Origin of the sequence: Acinetobacter silvestris (assembly GCF_002135235.1) — a bacterium.
Classification (GTDB): domain Bacteria; phylum Pseudomonadota; class Gammaproteobacteria; order Pseudomonadales; family Moraxellaceae; genus Acinetobacter; species Acinetobacter silvestris.
Window position 1 is genome coordinate 303,050 of sequence record NZ_NEGB01000001.1, and the last position, 14,930, is coordinate 317,979.

Here is a 14,930-nt window from a genome sequence, read left to right on the forward strand (position 1 = left end):
CCAAATTTAAGGAGTAATGATGGGACATCGTTTAAGTAAAATTTATACGCGTACAGGTGATTCAGGAACAACGGGGCTAGGTGATGGCTCACGTGTTGCAAAGGATGATTTACGCATTGCAGCATTGGGTGATGTGGATGAACTCAACTCAGCAATCGGTATTCTACGCTCACAAATTACTGCCAGTCATATTGCAGACAAAGCGCCCTGGGATAAATCTTTAAGCCTGATTCAACACTGGTTATTTGATCTCGGTGGTGAAGTATGTATTCCGAACTACAATCTTCTACAACCTATTTGCATTGAATTTCTTGAAAAAGAAATTGACCGTATGAATGAATCTTTACCGATGCTGAAAGAATTCATTTTACCTGCGGGAACCTTAGCTTGCAGCTATGCACATCTGGCTCGCTCTATCTGCCGTCGTGCAGAACGTAGCTTAATGACCGTACAGAGCCGTGACCAAAATATTCAAGCTACAGCTTTACAATTACTCAATCGTTTATCCGATTGGTTATTTGTCGCTTCACGCGCATTACAACGTGCTGAAGGTGGTAGCGAAGTGCTTTGGCAAAAAAATATTAATGAAACCATCTAATCATTTTTCACGTTAAAGCAGCATAAAAATGTGATCTCTTAGATCATGAGCAAAATAGCGGCCACCCTTTACCATTTTCAGATGCTATAAAGTGTAGTGTCTGAAAATATAAATACCATGTGATCAAAAGACTAAAACTGAATTAAGACAATCTAAATTTATCTCAGAAATAAACATTCAAATAAAATATCTTGAATAGTATTCATTTTTATCTTGTGCTTAACTATAAATAATTTAATTGCAAAATATTTAGAATAATTATGCGAATTATCGGCCATCGCGGCGCACGCGGGGAAGCTCCAGAGAATACATTAGCGGGTTTTCAATATATTCATGATTTGGGTATTCGTGCCGTCGAATTTGATGTACGCCAACTGAAAGATGATGAACTGATTATTATGCACGATGACAATTTCATTCGAACCACAGGCATCGACCAAAATATTTATGCATGCTCAAGCCAAGATTTAGCCAACTATAATCAAGCCTTTATTTGGATGGATTGGGACAAACAAATCACGCCAACATTACGACAAGCTTTAGCCATTATGCACAATTTTGAGCATCTTGAAGTTGAAGTAAAAGCTGTCAATAGCATGGCAGAAGCAGAGAAACTGACCATCGAATTACAAAAACAGTTACACGGTTTTAAACAGTCCGCGGTGATTACTAGTTTTGATCTCAAAATCCATCAGACTTTACAACAACAAAAATCTACTTTTAAACGTGGTTTACTCATTGAAGATGACATTCAAGAGAAAGCCATTGAACAAGCAATAGAATTAGGATGTTGCCAAATCGGTTGGATGAATCAACTTGCATCCGATGCAATGATTCAAGCGACGCAAAATGCACAGTTAAATGTGAGTGTATGGACCGTCAACAGTATTGAACGTGCAAAACAGCTTCGTGATTTAGGCATTCAAGGTTTAATTACAGATTTTCCAAAACTCATGCAACAAGAATTACAGCAAATCAAATAAAAGCTATCAAAATTCAACTTACATATAACAAATATGTATTTTTAAAATACATATAAAAAATTAACATGATCAATAGGTAAAATAGACAGTATTGAGTCAGAAAGACCTACTTAAAACGTACATTTTTACATCTAGGATCGTCGCTCTGACTCAATATCTTCTCTTCCGATAAAAGCCATTAAAAGCACAATTTATTCTGTTACTGTTTTAATCAATACAGATGTACAATAATACTGGTGAACAGATGTTCGCTCATGCTAATATCATCGAACGTATAGCCTAGAAAAAACACTTAAGCTATGCTTTCGTTTTTACCTTTTTAAGGTTTTTTAGGAGTGCTGTTGGAGATGAATCCTCCCCTACCCAAAGCCCCCATTAATTGGATCGGAGTTTTTGCGCTTGTCTTTTTGCCAATCGTCGCAATTATTGCAATTCCATTGTATGCCTACCACCATGACTTTAGCACCAGTGCTTGGGTCAGCTTAATTGCTTTACTTGGTCTGAGTAGTTTAGGTATTACTGCGGGTTATCATCGTTTATGGGCACACCGTGCTTATGAAGCGACTCTCCCTCTCAAGATTATTTTAATGATCATGGGTACTTTTGCAGTGCAAAATAGTATTTTATTTTGGGCTTCTGGACATCGTACCCATCATCGTCATGTCGATGATGTTGAACACGATCCATATTCAATTAACAATGGCTTTTGGTATGCACATATTGGTTGGATGCTGCGCAATTATCCTGCAGCAGAATCAAACTATAAAAATGCACCTGATTTACTCAATGACAAAGTCGTCATGTTTCAGGACAAATACTATATTCCCTTGGTGATTGTTGTTCATGCTGCCATTCTACTGCCTATCGGTTGGGCTGTTGGTGATATGTGGGGCGTGTTACTACTTGGTGGTTTATTACGTTTGATCTTTAGCCATCATGTGACTTTCTTTATTAACTCACTCTGTCATATGTGGGGAAAACGCCCATATACAGATGAAAATACTGCACGTGATAATTTCTGGTTAGCCATTGCAACTTGGGGTGAGGGTTATCATAACTATCACCACATCTTCCAATACGATTATCGTAATGGTGTGAAATGGTGGCAATATGATCCGACAAAATGGTTAATTTGGTCGTGTTCTAAACTTGGTTTAGCTAAAAACTTACGTCGTATTCCAAGCTTTAATATCAAAAAAGCTGAGTTAGCGATGAAATTTAAATATGCTGAACAAGATTTGGCAGTTTATGGTCATGATGTGAATGCAGATATTTTGGCAATGAAACAACGTATTTCTCAAGAGTACGAAGCATTTAGTCATACCCTAAATGATTGGGCTAAGCTGAAAGAACAAGAAATTCAAGCCAAGAAAGCTTCTGTTGCAGAAAAAATCCATCAGATAGATGACAAGCTGAAAGTTGACTTCCAACTGGTTGAACAAAAGCTGAGTTATCATCGTGCACGTTTAGAAACATTAATGCGTAATGTAAAAAAGAACATTGTGACTGATTAATCGACCAACCTCATTGAAAAGCTCCAAAAGGGAGCTTTTCTTTTATCTGTACTTTGAACTCAATTTCGATTTCGTAAAATGGACAATCTATGCAACTTAATAATATCCCTTTTGGTACTACCAACTGGAACGAAATAGAACCCATAAAACACAATGGTGAACAAGGTTATGCACTTTGGCGTACACAACAATTTGATCATATTCGCGTTCGAATTGTTGAATATTCTAAAGATTATTTAGCAGATCATTGGTGCTCAAAAGGACATATTTTATTTTGTTTAGAAGGACAATTAGAAACAGAACTGGAAGATGGTCGAACATTTACACTCACTGCAGGAATGAGCTATCAAGTGGCTGATCAGGCAGAAGCACACCGCTCATCAACATCCATCGGAGCGAAGCTTTTTATTGTCGATTAATAGTATTTTGATCATGCCACGATATCCAGTATAGTCAATTAAACTATTCAGTATGCCGTGCTATGCAATTTAATCCCCGCTATCCTTCTCTAAATCCGAAGCTCTATCATCAGCAAATGCCCATTCCTTTAAAAGGTGCAAAAGCTGGACATTTCAATGAGGCATTGGCGGATCAATTACAGTGGTCTCAACAAGAAAAAACCGAGTGGGTTGAAATTTGTAGCGGACAGAAAACTTTTGCTGAATTTCATCCTCTAGCCATGGTCTATGCAGGACACCAATTTGGACAATGGGCAGGACAACTCGGTGATGGCCGTGGTTTACTCATCGCCCAAGTTTTAGATAAAAATAACCAAACCATCGATCTACATTTAAAAGGTGCTGGCTCTACCCCCTACTCACGTATGGGCGATGGACGCGCTGTTTTACGCTCAGTCATTCGTGAATATTTAGCGGGTCATGCCCTGACTCATTTAGGCATACCATCCAGTAATTCAGTGGGTTTTACCTCATCAACCCAAGGTGTACAACGCGAAAAATTAGAATTAGGTGCGATGATGTTACGCACCTCAGATTGTCATATTCGTTTAGGGCATTTTGAGTGGATTAACCAATATCAACCCGAATTATTGCCAGAGTTCACTCAAAAATGTATGGAATGGCATTACCCTGAGTGCTTAGATGCAGAACAACCGCTTTTAGCTTTTGCCAGTAAAGTGATTCAGCGCACTGCTGTCATGATTTCAAAATGGCAATTGATCGGTTTCGCGCATGGGGTGATGAATACCGATAACTTAAATATTACTGGTTCAACTTTAGATTTTGGCCCTTATGGTTTTATGGAACGCTTCCGCCCCAATTGGATCAATAATCACAGTGACTATAATAGTCGTTATACCTATCAAAACCAGCCAAGTATCGCTCATTGGAACCTCTGGAACTGGTTAAATAATTTAATTCCTTTAGCTAAACCAGAAGAAAAAGAAAAATTTAAACAAGATTTAGCACACTGTTTAGAGCACTTTGAAACAACCTTTTTGGAACACTACAAACAGGGTCTATGCCAAAAGATGGGACTGCCTAATTTTCATAAAGACAGTTTTGATTGCGGCATGGCTTTTTTAAATATTTTACAATCTGAGCAATTAGATTACACCGCGAGTTTTATTCGCTTGCAAAATCAAGAATATGAAGCCCTTAAAGATGATTGTCTCGATCGTCGTCAGTTTGAAGCCTTTTTAACACAGTATGAGACGATTCGAACAAATCAGGATATTGATGCTTTAGATGCAGCAATGTTTGAAGCCAATCCCATTTATATTTTAAGAAATCACATGGCGCAAAAAGCCATTGAATTGGCTGAACGAAATGATTTTTCAGAAGTAGATCGATTATTTAAACTACTCAGCCAACCGTTTACCCAACAAACTGATTTGGAAAAAGCTGAAGATTTAGCGCCACTTCCAAGTGATGTGCCAGAAGTCATGGTGAGTTGTTCATCATGATCTATTCTCGCATAGAATAATTATACCCCTCATTTCTGTGGATAAACGTCTATTTATCCACAGTATAAAATAAGCACAACAGACAGCAGATACAATAAACGTTAACCTACGGATAAAACTACCTCATTACAGCTCTAATGAAACAACAAAAATTAGTGTTTATTCTTCTCTTGTGCAGCATTGCGACTGTTCTAAGTTACACCTATTATAAATATGAAAAGTATTTACCAACGCTACATCTTGCTGCTCCGACCCAAACCTTAACTGAGCATAATATTCATAAAATTCGTACTGAAACGCCCATTACCGAAGTCAAAGTTTATAAAGCTGAACGTAAAGTTCAACTTTTACATAATGAACAAATTATTCGCAGTTATGTAATGCGACTCGGTTTTGATCCTTTAGGGCATAAAATTAAAGAAGGTGATGGCAAAACACCTGAAGGGCGTTACTGGATTGACTGGCGAAATTCCCAAAGTGCTTTTTATAAGTCTTTACATATTTCTTATCCCAATACTCAAGATATTGCCAAAGCCAAAGAATTGGGTGTTTCTACTGGCGGTGATATCATGATTCATGGTTCGGCCAGCAACAAACAACTACAAAAACTGCCAATGCTTATGCAATATATGCCACGGAATGATTGGACTTGGGGCTGCATTGCAGTTAGAAATATAGATATGGATGAAATTTGGAAATTAGTGGATAACCATACACCTATAGAAATTTATCCATAATAGTTAAACTAGAGAATTCAAATGACTGCTGATGAAATACAAAAACTGGCTTCAGAAGTCGCGAAAAAACTCCCGCTCACAGAGGTAAGCTATCCGTTTGGTGACGACATTCCTGTATTTAAAGTCATGGACAAAATGTTCATGCTCAGCTCAAGCCTACAAGGTAAAAAGTTTATTAATTTAAAATGTGAACCACAGCACTCCGAAATGCTGCGAGATATTTATGAATCGATTCATACTGGCTACCATATGAATAAACGTCATTGGATTTCAATTTATGAAGGTGATCAAATTAATCAAGACTTGCTTACAGATTTGGTCCAATCCTCTTATGAACTGGTCACTCAGAAATTAACTAAGGCTCAAAAAAATACTTTGAAGATCGCTACTGCATTAGAATAAATGTATTAATAAGGCTGTTTAATTAATCAATTAAAATCCGAAAATTTGTATTTATACACAATTTCTGTGGATAACCTTGTGTTTATCCACAAAAGTGCACTTATTTCGCTGAAAACTTAATCTTCTGGATATTCAAAACGATAGCCTATACCATAAACGGCTTGTATCCATTCATGACGATTCCCCGTTTCTGCGGCATCTGAAATTTTACGACGTAAGTTTTTGATATGACTATCAATAACACGATCCGCAACATCAAAACTATCAGGGTTAATATGGTCTAGAAGTTGTGCACGAGAATACACTTGTCCAACATGCTCTAAGAACAATTCAAGTAAGCGAAATTCAGTTGGTGTTAAATTCAACGACTTTTGTTGATACCAAATACGTTGTTGTGCTTTATCCATACGGAATAAGTTGTTATCTTCAGGCTCAGCTTTACGTTCTAAACGGCGTAATACGGCTTGCACCCGCGCAACCAACTCTTTGGGACTAAATGGTTTACAGACATAATCATCTGCCCCCATATTCAAACCTAGGACACGATCAATTTCATCTGTTCGTGCTGTTACCATAATAATCGGTAAATCAGACTGCTCACGGACTTTACGACACATGGTGAGACCATCCATGCGTGGCACCATCAAATCGAGCACCATCAAGCTTGGTTTTCGTTGTTGAAAACTCTCATAAGCTTCTTGACCGTCATGAAACATACTGACTTCAAAGCCTGCTGCTTCAAGATAATCTCGCACCAATTGAGCAAGTTCCACTTCATCTTCTACAAGCATAATATGTTTCATACAATATTTCCCTTTTAAACCTTTGTGTATTTTGGAAAAGTTAGTTTGCAGCGCAAACCACCCAATGGTGAATGTTCAAAACTAAGCGTTCCACCCAAAGCTTGAGCAATTTTACCAGATAATGCCAACCCTAGACCGGTACCACCTGTACTACGGGTACGTGAATCATCTACTCGATAAAAGCGTTCGCCAAGACATGCCAATTGCTCATCATTCAGTCCCAGCGGGCTATCATCCACATATACTGTCCAAGAATCGGCATCCTGTACTGTATGTACACGAACCTCTCCTCCAGCTTCGGTATAGCGAATACTATTACCTAACAAGTTGACCATAATTTGCTTAAAGCGATCTATATCTAATTGTAATTTCACACCCTCTCCTTGCGTCGAGATGGATAACTGCGCTTGTTCAAATTTTGGTTTAAAGTTTTCAACTTCCTGTAAAATAACTGTCCAAGGATCAATTTCGGCAAAGTAACATTTTAATTGCTGCGCTTCAGCTTGTGCCAAGTCTGCTAAGTCTTGGGTGAGTTTTTTCAAACTGGTGACTTGTCGAAGCATCGACTCAAAATGTTCTGGAGTTGGCTTTCGAATTCCGTCTTGCATGGCTTCAATCTGTGCTTGCAATACCGCCAAAGGGGTTTTTAACTCATGCGAAGTATCGGCCACCCATTGACGGCGCGAATTTTCATGCTGTTCTAAAATAACCGCCAATTGATTAATTTCAGTCGAAAGATCACCCAGCTCATCATTCCGATTAATCTTGACTTGATACTGATAATTACCTTTGGTGAGCTCGCGTGTGGCATTTAAAAGACGCTGAATCGGCTGTTTAAAATATGTAGCCAATAGTAAGGATGCAACCAAACTGGCCAAAATCGTCAAGATATAAATCAATAATAAATAACGTTTTTGATTACTGAAGAAGTTAATACTCAGTGCATCATCCTGATCCAATACTGGTTTTAAGCCCAAATATCCCACGACTTTATCATTCACCATAATCGGGCGATATGCCACCTGATCATTGGATGCTTCACCTAATATAAATTGATGTTTTTCATTATATAGAGATAAACGTGAACTTAATCCCAACCGATCGGGCATAGAAATAAAGCGTTTTTTTCCGTTTTGTTGTTCTGGAGAAATTAAGGCTGAATTTTTATTATTTTTATCCGAAGGCTTAAATAAATTTTGATTAGCACTTAATGGAAACTTCAAGCCTTCAAAAGGTTGATATTCTGAAGGTAGGTTTTCTTCTAAAATTTTAAGTTCTTCTTGATCAATCCGTTGCTTACTTTGGGAGTTTTCCTGTGCCAACTGATTCATCAAGGTATGTTCTTTGAAATAACGCTGTTGCAGCGCAATATCGTATGCCGTCTTAACCACCAACGCGAGAGCCGATCATAATCATCTGGAGCAGCTTGCCCTTCTATTTGAAAAATCTGTGCTTGAACGGCATTCCCCCAATCATGATAAACCCCATACACCTCTGCCAAGTTTTCAATCAGATGATCGAGTTTCTGCATCTCCACATCTGCCACATATTTGGCAAAGTTTTTTTGCATCGTCCAATGCAATACCCCCAAACTCACCGTTGTAATGACCAGTGTGGTTAAAAGTACAGTTAGGAATAAGCGTAATGCGATGGGAACTCGACGTATCTTCAAAACAGGACTCACCTTTTTGTTCTATAACTAACATTGTATCTAACAGTCATAAGGAAAACTCTCCATTGTTTCTACATCATTATTATTTAATCTTTAACTGATCAATAAACATAAAACATTCATTGGAGTATCCTCAATGAAAGCAATGACAAAAATAGCACTCCTCACCGTAAGTTTCATCAGTGTAGGTGCATTGAGTGCATGTCAATCGACCACTGCCCCTAAAGACAATTATGGCTCACATATGATGGGACAGCATAAAGGCGAGCGCCATATGACTCCTGAACAACGTGAGCAAGTACAACAACTGCGTGCTCAGCATAAAGTGATACGTGAACAAGGTAAAAAAGCCTGTGATGGAAAAGTAGTTGGAGAAACTGTCCAAATTAATACAGGTGATAAAACCATTATAGGGTCCTGTAATATGGTCTTTAAGGTAGATCATAAATATATGCGTGAAATGCGACATGAGTTACGTCATGACAACAATCGAATGATGTACGGTCATCATGATAAACAACGTATGCAGGAAATGACGGCAGAACAGCGTGCCCAAATGAAACAACAATTCGAGCAAAAACGTACTGAACGTCAAGCCAAATGGGAAGCAATTCAACAGGCTTGTGTAGGTCAACCGAATGGCCAAGCGATCCGTGTAAAAATGGGTGATAAAAGCATAAATGGTACTTGTCGAGTCCAATTTAAAGTGCCAAGACCAATGGAAAATTTACAAGCTCAGTAAATACCCATGATGGATATTTATAAAGCATGTTCATTTAATCTCTGGTGATTTTTCATTATAAAAAAGGTACTCTTCAAGAGTACCTTTTTTATTTGACATATCTTTTTACGATTTTGACCATTTGTTTCGTCATATCAACCATAAAAACTCATATACTTCCTTCACTTAGACAATTATTAAAAAAAATCTTTGACTTTACAGTCACAGAGAAACAACGCAGTTATCTTGTGCCTCGCTATAAGATGTTGCACGATGTACTAGAACAAATATGTGATGTGTCATGTCGTTAATGACGGACATCTTTTATTAAGATTATAAATCTGGTTTAACCAGTATTGAGGAAAACCGTTATGCCACAATACAAAGCGCCCTTACGTGATATGCAATTCGTTTTACATGAATTATTAAATGCTGAAGAACACTATGCAAAACTTCCAGCGTATCAAGACACCGTAAGCCGTGAGTTGGTTGATCAGTATTTAGAAGCTGCTGCTGACTTCTGTGAAAATGAACTTTCCCCTCTTAACCAAGTCGGCGACCGTGAAGGTTGTACTTGGAATGATGGCGTTGTTACAACTCCAACAGGTTTTAAAGAAGCATATCAAAAATATATCGAACTTGGCTTCCCATCGCTTTCCGTACCAGAAGAACATGGCGGTCAAGGTCTACCTGGTTCATTAGGCACCACCATTTCAGAAATGGTCGGTACTGCAAACTGGTCTTGGGGTATGTACCCAGGTCTTTCTCACGGTGCAGTACGTACGATTGAGCATCATGGTTCTGACGAACAAAAATCGCTTTATTTACCTAAACTTGTAACAGGTGAATGGACAGGTACCATGTGTTTAACAGAATCTCATGCAGGTTCTGACCTTGGTATTATCCGTTCTAAAGCTGAACCAAATGCGGACGGTAGCTTTGCAATCTCTGGCGAGAAAATCTTTATCTCTGCTGGTGAACACGACATGGCTGAGAACATTATTCATATCGTTCTTGCTCGTCTACCAGGCGCACCTAAAGGCACTAAAGGTATTTCGTTATTCATCGTACCTAAATTCAACGTAAATGCTGACGGTTCAATGGCTGACCGCAATGCAGTGCGTTGTGGCTCAATCGAACACAAAATGGGTATTCATGGTAACTCGACGTGTGTTATCAACTTTGATAACGCAAAAGGTTTCTTGATTGGCCCTGAAAATCGTGGTCTAAACTGCATGTTCACCTTTATGAACACTGCTCGTATTGGTACTGCTGTACAAGGTCTTGCAGCATCTGAAGGTTCATTCCAAGGTGCGCTTGCATATGCGAAAGATCGTTTAGCAATGCGTTCACTTTCAGGTGTTAAAGCGCCAGAAAAAGAAGCAGATCCGATTATTGTTCACCCTGCTGTACGTAATATGCTTTTAACTCAAAAAGCATTTGCTGAAGGTGGTCGTGCATTGGTTTACCTACTATCTCAATATGCAGATACTGTTGAACAAGGTACAACTGAAGAAGAACGTAAATTTGCTGACAACATGTTGTCACTGCTTACTCCGATCGCAAAAGCATTCTTAACTGAAACAGGTTCAGAATCTGCGAAACACGGTGTGCAAGTGTTCGGTGGTCATGGCTTTATTTCTGAACATGGCATGGAACAAATTGTACGTGATACACGTATTGCTTGCTTGTACGAAGGTACAACTGAAATTCAAGCACTGGATTTGTTAGGTCGTAAAGTTTTGGGTACTCAAGGTGCAATGTTGAAAGACTTCACTAAGATTATTCACAAATTCGCTGAAGCCAACAAAGACAACGCTGCAATGAGCGAATTTGTTGAATCACTTGCTGCTCTCAATAAAGAGTGGGGTGATTTAACTATGCAAATTGGTATGCGTGCGATGCAAAACCCTGATGAAGTCGGTGCTGCTGCGGTAGACTTCCTGTACTTCTCTGGCTACGTAACTCTTGCTTACCTGTGGGCTCGTATGGCACTTGTAGCGCAAGAAACATTAGCGACAGGCACAACTGAAGTTGATTTCTACAACGCAAAAGTAACCACTGCTCGTTTCTACTTTAAGAAAATTTTACCACGCGTTCGCTCTCATGTAGATGTGATTGCAGGTGGCTTAGAGCCATTGATGTCTTTAGATGCGGAACACTTCGCATTCTAAAAAAACTGTACGCTTGAGTACAGAAAAAGCAAAAGGACAGTCATAGCTTTGGCTGTCCTTTTTCTTTATAAATACACAAATATTAACCCTTCGTCGTCTAACCTGCCCATTAAGCATAGCTTAGACTGACGAATATGATCTAATTTAAACAAAATCAGGTGTAAGAATCATGCCAATTTATAATGCGCCACTTGCGGATATGAAATTCATCCTTAATGATGTATTTAAAGCAGAACAATTCTGGCAATCCAATGAAAATCTTGCTCATGTTGATGCTGCAACTGCCGAAGCCATTCTAGAAGAAATGGCAAAATTCGCTCAAAATGTCACCCTACCACTCAATCGTACTGGTGATGAACAAGGCGCACATTATGAAAATGGTGCAGTAACCACACCTGCTGGTTTTAAAGAAGCATTTCAACAATATGCTGAAGGCGGTTGGATCGGATTAGCCGCTGATGAAGAATGGGGCGGTCAAGCAATGCCAAAAATGCTGACTGTACTTGCAGATGAAATGCTTTTCGCAACCAATCCATCTTTTATGCTCTACCCACTTCTTTCAGTTGGTGCAGGTATGGCCTTAAATAGCTATGCATCGCAAGAACAAAAAGAAACCTATTTACCTAAAATCTATTCGGGTGAATGGTCAGGTACTATGTGTTTAACAGAACCACATGCTGGGACTGATTTGGGTATTATTAAAACCAAAGCTGAACCAAATACAGATGGAACGTATAACATCACCGGAACCAAGATCTTCATTACTGGTGGTGATCACGACCTTGCTGAAAACATCATTCACCTCGTTTTAGCAAAAACACCTGATGCACCTGCGGGTTCACGTGGTATTTCATTGTTCATTGTACCTAAATTCCTAGTTAATGCTGATGGCTCTTTAGGTGAGCGCAATACTGCTGGCCCTGGTTCGATTGAACATAAAATGGGTATTAAAGCCTCTGCGACTTGTGTCATGAACTTTGATGCGGCGAAAGGCTACCTCGTTGGTAAAGAAAATGAAGGTTTAGCAGCAATGTTCGTGATGATGAATTACGAACGTTTATCTATGGGTATTCAAGGCTTAGGCGCTTCTGAATATGCCTATCAAAATGCTGCACAATATGCGACAGACCGCGTACAAGGCCGTAGTGTGACTGGTGTGAAATCACCAAACAAACCAGCTGACAGCATTCTAGTACATGGCGATGTACGTCGTATGTTACTCAATGCACGTGCCAATAACGAAGCATCTCGTGCATTTGCAGTTTACGTGGGTCAGCAACTCGACATCACTAAATTCTCAACCGATCCTGAAGCAATTGCTGCGGCAAATAACCGCGTTGCATTATTGACTCCAATTGCAAAAGCCTATTTAACCGATACTGCTTTTGATGCAGTTATCGATGCACAAATGGTATTTGGCGGTCATGGTTATATCCGTGAATGGGGTATGGAACAATGCGTTCGTGACCTGCGTATTGCTCAAATTTATGAAGGTACCAACGGCGTTCAGTCTCAAGATTTAATTGGTCGTAAAACCATTAAATGTAATGGTAAATTCATTGCTGAATATATTGCTGAAATTCGTGATTTTGCCAATGACTTAGACACTGATCTAAACTTTATTAAAGATGCGACTTTAGACGTTGCAACAGAAATAGAAATGATTACCCAGCATATTTTAGAACGTGCACAAGAAAATGCAGAGTTCCCGAATGCAGCTGCGGTTGATTATTTACATGCTGTTGGCCTATTAAGCTTTAGCTACATGTTCGCAAAAATTGCTAAGGCAGCATATGCTAAAGAGGGTGAGTTCTATCAAAATAAACTTGCACTGACTCATTACTTTATTCAACGCATCTTGCCAGATTTAAGTTCACGTATTATGAAGATCAAAGCGGGTTCAGAAGTCATTATGGACTTCAGTGAAGATTACTTCATTAACCAAGCTTAAATTTTAGTGATGTAAAAACGCCTGTCATTTCAGGCGTTTTTTTATGGTTATGGATAATATTTCCTCATTGCCTTACTCATTTGAGGATTCGTATTTTCTAAGGCATTTGAAATGTTCTTAACATCGGCTTCAGAACGATTTTGACTCACTTTAAATTTACCTACCATTGAGGAAATCACAATTTCAAGCGCCACAATTTTTTCTAATTGTTCCTCAATAAAATCATCTGGTGCATCCGTCATTCGCCATGGTTTTTCTTGTACAGACTCATGATTACGAGTTAATCCTGCCAAGACACCACGTAAATACTTTGCATCATCTATACACCTAACACGACCTTTCACATGTACAACACGATAATTCCACGTCGGAACCACCCGATGATGTTCTTGTTTTCCTTCATACCAATTGGGTGAAATATAATTTTGTTCCGCTTGAAAAATAATATAGGCAGGTTTTTCTTGTTCTAATAGGCTAAACAATGGATTCGCTTTTGCAATGTGCCCTCTTAATACGCCAAACTCCCCCATCGAAGTATCTAATTCAAAAAGAATATGATTGGCTTCAATCTCCCCATCATTCATCATGATCAGACTACCTAATGGATAATGCCGTATAAGTCCAAATAATTCGTCTACGTTTTCTGCTAAAAAGTGGGTGGGTAAATACATGAGAAACGCTCTCTGTCATCATTATTGTTTGGGCTTGCTTAGGAAGAACTTAACATTTTTTGTGCTGCATATACATTTGCATCCATTTTAATATTTGTTTCATGTGCATGAAATTTGCATAGTGTTAACTCAATTAAGTTACAGTCATCAAATAACAAGGAGGCAAATATGAGCAATAAAGATCCTAGAATTGAAAAGATAGAAAGTTTACTGGATCGCTTTGGTAATCTTGCGGTGGAAGCATTTCACTATATCGCCTTATTTATTATTGGTTGTATGATCGCATGGTCAGCCATCCATACGATTATTGAAATTTTAACGGTTAAACAATACGCAAGCATTGATGATATCTTATTAATTTTCATTTATTTAGAACTTGGTGCAATGGTTGGAATTTATTTTAAAACCAATCATATGCCTGTTCGCTTTCTGATTTATGTCGCGATTACAGCACTGACTCGATTACTGATTTCCAATATTCAACATGAACATAAAGCCAGTATGGATTTAATCCTGATCACTGGTTCTATTCTTATTTTAGCCATCGCGATTTTAATTGTAAGATACGCTTCATGGAATTATCCGTCTGTGGTTCGAGATAAACATACAACAAAACCATTAGCATATGGAAAAACGCCTCGCCCTGAGGATGATGAACTCGCATAAAAAAGCACATGTTTAGCGCATTAAATTCGCTTCAGCATTTTACCAAACTTTCCGATTCATCCTGCTATTCCCTCTACAATAGAGGGAATGCTACATAATAAATTAACAGTTCAT

Annotated in this window: 13 protein-coding genes and 1 pseudogene; 11 read left to right on the plus strand and 3 right to left on the minus strand. The window is 38.6% G+C overall.

The window, feature by feature from the left end:
- The first annotated feature begins 19 nt into the window (after nt 1-19).
- The 7 genes from B9T28_RS01465 (at nt 20) to B9T28_RS01495 (ending at nt 6,158) form a co-directional block, all read left to right on the plus strand.
- On the plus strand, nt 20-598 hold the full coding sequence (locus B9T28_RS01465; protein WP_086202185.1) for a cob(I)yrinic acid a,c-diamide adenosyltransferase: 579 nt from the start codon (nt 20-22) through the stop codon (nt 596-598).
- Nucleotides 599-858: 260 nt separating this feature from the next.
- The gene (locus B9T28_RS01470; RefSeq protein ID WP_086202186.1) at nt 859-1,581 is read left to right on the plus strand and encodes a glycerophosphodiester phosphodiesterase; all 723 of its coding nucleotides are present in this window, start codon (nt 859-861) and stop codon (nt 1,579-1,581) included.
- Between the two features lie 347 nt (nt 1,582-1,928).
- Nucleotides 1,929-3,095, plus strand: coding sequence for an acyl-CoA desaturase (locus B9T28_RS01475; RefSeq protein WP_086202187.1), 1,167 nt, complete (start codon nt 1,929-1,931; stop codon nt 3,093-3,095).
- Nucleotides 3,096-3,184: 89 nt separating this feature from the next.
- Nucleotides 3,185-3,514, plus strand: coding sequence for a DHCW motif cupin fold protein (locus B9T28_RS01480; protein WP_086202188.1), 330 nt, complete (start codon nt 3,185-3,187; stop codon nt 3,512-3,514).
- A gap of 62 nt (nt 3,515-3,576) precedes the next feature.
- Complete coding sequence (locus tag B9T28_RS01485; RefSeq protein WP_086202189.1) at nt 3,577-5,019, plus strand: protein adenylyltransferase SelO; 1,443 nt, start codon at nt 3,577-3,579, stop codon at nt 5,017-5,019.
- A 137-nt stretch (nt 5,020-5,156) separates the two neighbouring features.
- The gene (locus B9T28_RS01490; protein WP_086202190.1) at nt 5,157-5,756 is read left to right on the plus strand and encodes a L,D-transpeptidase family protein; all 600 of its coding nucleotides are present in this window, start codon (nt 5,157-5,159) and stop codon (nt 5,754-5,756) included.
- A 21-nt stretch (nt 5,757-5,777) separates the two neighbouring features.
- Complete coding sequence (locus B9T28_RS01495; RefSeq protein WP_086202191.1) at nt 5,778-6,158, plus strand: MmcQ/YjbR family DNA-binding protein; 381 nt, start codon at nt 5,778-5,780, stop codon at nt 6,156-6,158.
- Between the two features lie 116 nt (nt 6,159-6,274).
- On the opposite strand, the gene B9T28_RS01500 is transcribed toward B9T28_RS01495, so the two are convergent.
- Together B9T28_RS01500 and baeS are read right to left on the minus strand one after the other, a co-directional pair.
- On the minus strand, nt 6,275-6,961 hold the full coding sequence (locus B9T28_RS01500) for a response regulator transcription factor (protein WP_086202192.1): 687 nt from the start codon (nt 6,959-6,961) through the stop codon (nt 6,275-6,277).
- A 14-nt stretch (nt 6,962-6,975) separates the two neighbouring features.
- Nucleotides 6,976-8,633 (minus strand): annotated as a pseudogene (baeS, locus tag B9T28_RS01505) (sensor histidine kinase efflux regulator BaeS).
- 136 nt (nt 8,634-8,769) lie between these two features.
- On the opposite strand from baeS, the gene B9T28_RS01510 reads away from it, so the two are divergent.
- From B9T28_RS01510 to B9T28_RS01520, 3 genes are all read left to right on the plus strand, one after another.
- The gene (locus B9T28_RS01510) at nt 8,770-9,375 is read left to right on the plus strand and encodes a hypothetical protein (protein ID WP_086202193.1); all 606 of its coding nucleotides are present in this window, start codon (nt 8,770-8,772) and stop codon (nt 9,373-9,375) included.
- Nucleotides 9,376-9,725: 350 nt separating this feature from the next.
- Nucleotides 9,726-11,528, plus strand: a complete 1,803-nt coding sequence (locus B9T28_RS01515; RefSeq protein ID WP_086202194.1) for an acyl-CoA dehydrogenase C-terminal domain-containing protein — start codon at nt 9,726-9,728, stop codon at nt 11,526-11,528.
- Nucleotides 11,529-11,697: 169 nt separating this feature from the next.
- On the plus strand, nt 11,698-13,479 hold the full coding sequence (locus B9T28_RS01520; protein ID WP_086202195.1) for an acyl-CoA dehydrogenase C-terminal domain-containing protein: 1,782 nt from the start codon (nt 11,698-11,700) through the stop codon (nt 13,477-13,479).
- A gap of 47 nt (nt 13,480-13,526) precedes the next feature.
- On the opposite strand, the gene B9T28_RS01525 is transcribed toward B9T28_RS01520, so the two are convergent.
- Nucleotides 13,527-14,150, minus strand: coding sequence for an FMN-binding negative transcriptional regulator (locus tag B9T28_RS01525; RefSeq protein ID WP_086202196.1), 624 nt, complete (start codon nt 14,148-14,150; stop codon nt 13,527-13,529).
- Nucleotides 14,151-14,318: 168 nt separating this feature from the next.
- Between B9T28_RS01525 and B9T28_RS01530 the strand changes: the two genes are divergently transcribed.
- A complete protein-coding gene (locus B9T28_RS01530; protein ID WP_086202197.1) occupies nt 14,319-14,816 on the plus strand; it encodes a phosphate-starvation-inducible protein PsiE in 498 nt (165 codons plus the stop codon).
- The last annotated feature ends 114 nt before the right edge of the window (nt 14,817-14,930 follow it).

What these genes read in the sequence shown, in the direction of transcription:
- B9T28_RS01465 (WP_086202185.1), top strand. Translation starts at nt 20, where the DNA reads ATGGGACATCGTTTAAGTAAAATTTATACGCGTACAGGTGATTCAGGA.
- B9T28_RS01510 (WP_086202193.1), top strand. Translation starts at nt 8,770, where the DNA reads ATGAAAGCAATGACAAAAATAGCACTCCTCACCGTAAGTTTCATCAGT.
- B9T28_RS01495 (WP_086202191.1), top strand. Translation starts at nt 5,778, where the DNA reads ATGACTGCTGATGAAATACAAAAACTGGCTTCAGAAGTCGCGAAAAAA.
- B9T28_RS01485 (WP_086202189.1), top strand. Translation starts at nt 3,577, where the DNA reads ATGCAATTTAATCCCCGCTATCCTTCTCTAAATCCGAAGCTCTATCAT.
- B9T28_RS01475 (WP_086202187.1), top strand. Translation starts at nt 1,929, where the DNA reads ATGAATCCTCCCCTACCCAAAGCCCCCATTAATTGGATCGGAGTTTTT.
- B9T28_RS01525 (WP_086202196.1), bottom strand. Translation starts at nt 14,150, where the DNA reads ATGTATTTACCCACCCACTTTTTAGCAGAAAACGTAGACGAATTATTT.
- B9T28_RS01470 (WP_086202186.1), top strand. Translation starts at nt 859, where the DNA reads ATGCGAATTATCGGCCATCGCGGCGCACGCGGGGAAGCTCCAGAGAAT.
- B9T28_RS01500 (WP_086202192.1), bottom strand. Translation starts at nt 6,961, where the DNA reads ATGAAACATATTATGCTTGTAGAAGATGAAGTGGAACTTGCTCAATTG.
- B9T28_RS01520 (WP_086202195.1), top strand. Translation starts at nt 11,698, where the DNA reads ATGCCAATTTATAATGCGCCACTTGCGGATATGAAATTCATCCTTAAT.
- B9T28_RS01480 (WP_086202188.1), top strand. Translation starts at nt 3,185, where the DNA reads ATGCAACTTAATAATATCCCTTTTGGTACTACCAACTGGAACGAAATA.
- B9T28_RS01490 (WP_086202190.1), top strand. Translation starts at nt 5,157, where the DNA reads ATGAAACAACAAAAATTAGTGTTTATTCTTCTCTTGTGCAGCATTGCG.
- B9T28_RS01515 (WP_086202194.1), top strand. Translation starts at nt 9,726, where the DNA reads ATGCCACAATACAAAGCGCCCTTACGTGATATGCAATTCGTTTTACAT.
- B9T28_RS01530 (WP_086202197.1), top strand. Translation starts at nt 14,319, where the DNA reads ATGAGCAATAAAGATCCTAGAATTGAAAAGATAGAAAGTTTACTGGAT.